This is a genomic window from Methylorubrum thiocyanatum, from assembly GCA_014138645.1.
GTDB lineage: Bacteria > Pseudomonadota > Alphaproteobacteria > Rhizobiales > Beijerinckiaceae > Methylobacterium > Methylobacterium thiocyanatum.
In genome coordinates this window covers 16,329-19,185 of record JACJIB010000011.1, presented here as the reverse complement: position 1 = coordinate 19,185, position 2,857 = coordinate 16,329, and the positions used below count along the sequence as shown (strand labels likewise).

General features: G+C 64.8%; 2 protein-coding genes. One reads left to right on the top strand and one right to left on the bottom strand.

Annotation, left to right across the window (positions count from 1 at the left end):
• Positions 1–181: 181 nt before the first annotated feature.
• Complete coding sequence (locus tag HNR51_RS24185) at positions 182–982, bottom strand: SapC family protein (protein ID WP_182556641.1); 801 nt, start codon at positions 980–982, stop codon at positions 182–184.
• Between the two features lie 862 nt (positions 983–1,844).
• Between HNR51_RS24185 and HNR51_RS24180 the strand changes: the two genes are divergently transcribed.
• Positions 1,845–2,852, top strand: coding sequence for a helix-turn-helix domain-containing protein (locus tag HNR51_RS24180; RefSeq protein WP_012454260.1), 1,008 nt, complete (start codon positions 1,845–1,847; stop codon positions 2,850–2,852).
• The last annotated feature ends 5 nt before the right edge of the window (positions 2,853–2,857 follow it).

Genomic DNA, 2,857 nt, shown 5'->3' with positions numbered 1-2,857 from the left:
TGCCGCGCACTCCAGAACGGGACGCGCGCGCCTTCAGGCGCGCAGCAGACAGCATCGCCCGACCCACGGGAAGGTGGCCGGGAGAGTCGCAATCAGTCTTCGAAAGGTGAGCCGGCCCCTGAACGGGCGCCGGTTCCTGTGCATCATGCCGGCCCCGCTCGAGGCCGGCATGATCGTCGGATCAGGCGTTGCCCGAGGTCTCGAAGTCGGCGGGCGAGGCGGGGGCCGTGTCCGTCGCCGGTGCGGCATCGACCGGTCCGCCGATCCGCTCGGCGATTGGCGTCAGGTTCCGCAGGGAGGCGAGGTGCAGATAGACGAGCTCCATCTCGTCCGCCTGCATCAGCTCGGAGAGCTGCTCGGGCGACAGCGCCTTCAGGCGATCCCGGTTGACCACGCTGAAGCCCGACAGCGTCGAGCGCTGACCGCTGCGCAGGGTGAACTGCGCCTGCATCGGCTCGAGCAGGCCGAATTCCTGGAGGCGCTTCACGAACAGCTTCGTGCGCTGGAACTGCACCTGATAGGCTTGGAGGAAGCCGAGGACGTTCTGCAGGTACTGGGTGCGCTCGCCGTCGGCATCGAACAGGCGCTCGCCGCGCCCCTCGTCGTTGCAGCCGGAGAACTCCTCGTCGACGCAGAGCGTGAAGGTGGCGTCGGCTTCGTTCGCGTTGTCGCTGGAGAACACGAACGGGTAGCGGCGCAGGAAGGCGGGCACGTAGTTGCCGGCCCAGGCACCGGAATCGGAGACGTAGAGGTTCTCACTGTCGCGGATGCCGAGCAGAGCCACCGGAATGATCTCGTCTTCGGCGCCGCCGAAGACGATGGTGTATTCCGCCGCCGAGTTCGCAAATTCGGCCACCATCAGCGGCACCGAATTGACGCTGCGCGCGAAATCGAACGATGCGCCGGCCTTGACCGACCATGACCCATGACGCTGCCGGGTCACCGGCACGGCGCGCTCATAGATGAGAAGCTGCTTACTCATTCCGACCCCACATTGCGACGCTCGTGCGGTTCCCGCATCTTCGCGTATCGCTGCATACCAGTCGCGTCGTTCGTTGCGGAGTGGCGGCACGGCTTTTCGATTGATCCAGCGTCTCAGACGCACGCCGCTCGATTACGTAGATTATAATCGAGACCTCTGAGGCCGGCGATCGCACGGTCGAGCTCAGCACATTCACTCTCGTCGGCGAGTTCGTCGCAAAAAAAGACAGATCACGGCCGCGATTTTGTCATCGAGCCCGCGGGCGAACCGCGCCGCTATAACCAAGTGCAACCTCGAACCACTCCCAGTGAACGGAAATGCCGACCCGTTCGAAGATCGAGCCGGGGCACTATTCGCTCATCAGGATGAAATCACGGTTTCGCGTCGTGCCGTCTCAGGACAGGAGCCGCGCGAAGACATTGCACACGCGCCCTGCCGCGTCGGCGGCCAGCACTGCCCCGAACCTTCGCAGATCCGTCAGCCATTCCAGTCACTCGGGATTTTCCGGTCGTTCCTGCAAGACGAGGATCGGTGCACGGGAGATCATGCGAAGCCGTTCGAGCCGTCCGAACGGAGGGCTCACCCTCTTGAAACATATTGCCGCGTTTTTAATTTCGCCGGAGAAGCACGCCATATAAGAGAAATACAAGTGTTGATCATTACGGACAGAGCGGAGACGCTGAGTCGAAATTCTTTCGGCGGCCCCTGGTGTCGTTATATGCTATCGCCCTCCTGATTTTTTCGCCCTGAATTCAGTTATCCGACTGCGCAACGCAGCGTTCTGCGTGTCATTCGTCACCGACTTCATGGTTTCCAAGGCCAAGAAAAGTCGCACCATACCTCCTCGGAAATCGATCCTCCTGTGTCTTCCCTCCTGCGACTTGATTATCTCACGACCGGCCTGCCGCACGCGGCCGCGGCGGAGATCTGGAAAGGCGTCGTCGGACCGCTGTTCGAGCCGCGGGCGTTCCATCCGGGCCAGCAGAGCCCGACCGGCTCCGCAAGCGGGGCCGTGATCGGCGACATCATGGTGGCACGGGTCGTCTTCGGGGCGCAGAGCTACCGCCGCGACCGGGATCTGATCGCCCGCACCCCGGATCATATCCTCTTCCATCTCTACAATGTCGGCGGCTTCAACGGCCTCATCAGCGGCCATCAGACCACGATCTGGTCCGCACAGGTCGCGATCATCGATCTTGCCCAGGAGGTCGATACGCTCGCGGCATCCTCGGATACGGTGGCGCTGATCGTCCCGCGGGCACTGCTGCCCGAGGTGACCGGCGCGCCGCTCCCGCCACGGCTCGATCCGGTCCGCAACCGTCTGCTCGCCGCGCATCTGACCGCGCTGCGCGAGCGCAGCACGCTCCTCGAAGTGGCGGATGTCGAGGAGGTCGTCACGCAGACGCTCGACTTCCTCCGTGCGCTCCTCGACCCGTCCCGCGCCGAGGCGATCGTCGAGACGCCGGTGCTCGCCACCAGCCATCTGGCGCTGGCCGAGCAGACGATCCGCACCCATCTCGCCTCGCCGGACCTGTCGCCGGAGATGATCGCCAACGAGATCGGCGTGTCGCGGGCGACGCTCTACCGGATGTTCGCCCCCTATGGCGGCATCATGCGCTCGGTCCAGGAACGGCGGCTGCTCGCGGTCCGGGCCGCCCTCAGCGACCCGCTGGAGACGCGGCGCCTCTCCCGGCTCGCGGCCGATTTCGGGTTCCGCGGTAAGGTCCATTTCAGCCGCAGCTTCCGCGCCCAATTCGGCATCACCGCGAGTGAGTTCCGGGCCGAGCAGGTGGCCCTGGCCCAGAAGGACCAGCGGAGCGATCTCGACCTTCTGCGCGACTGGTGGCCCCGGCTCGGCACCCGCAGCTGACGGGC

Bases quoted from the DNA above. Each gene is read 5' to 3' on its own strand.
- HNR51_RS24185 (WP_182556641.1), bottom strand. From the start codon at position 982: ATGAGTAAGCAGCTTCTCATCTATGAGCGCGCCGTGCCGGTGACCCGG.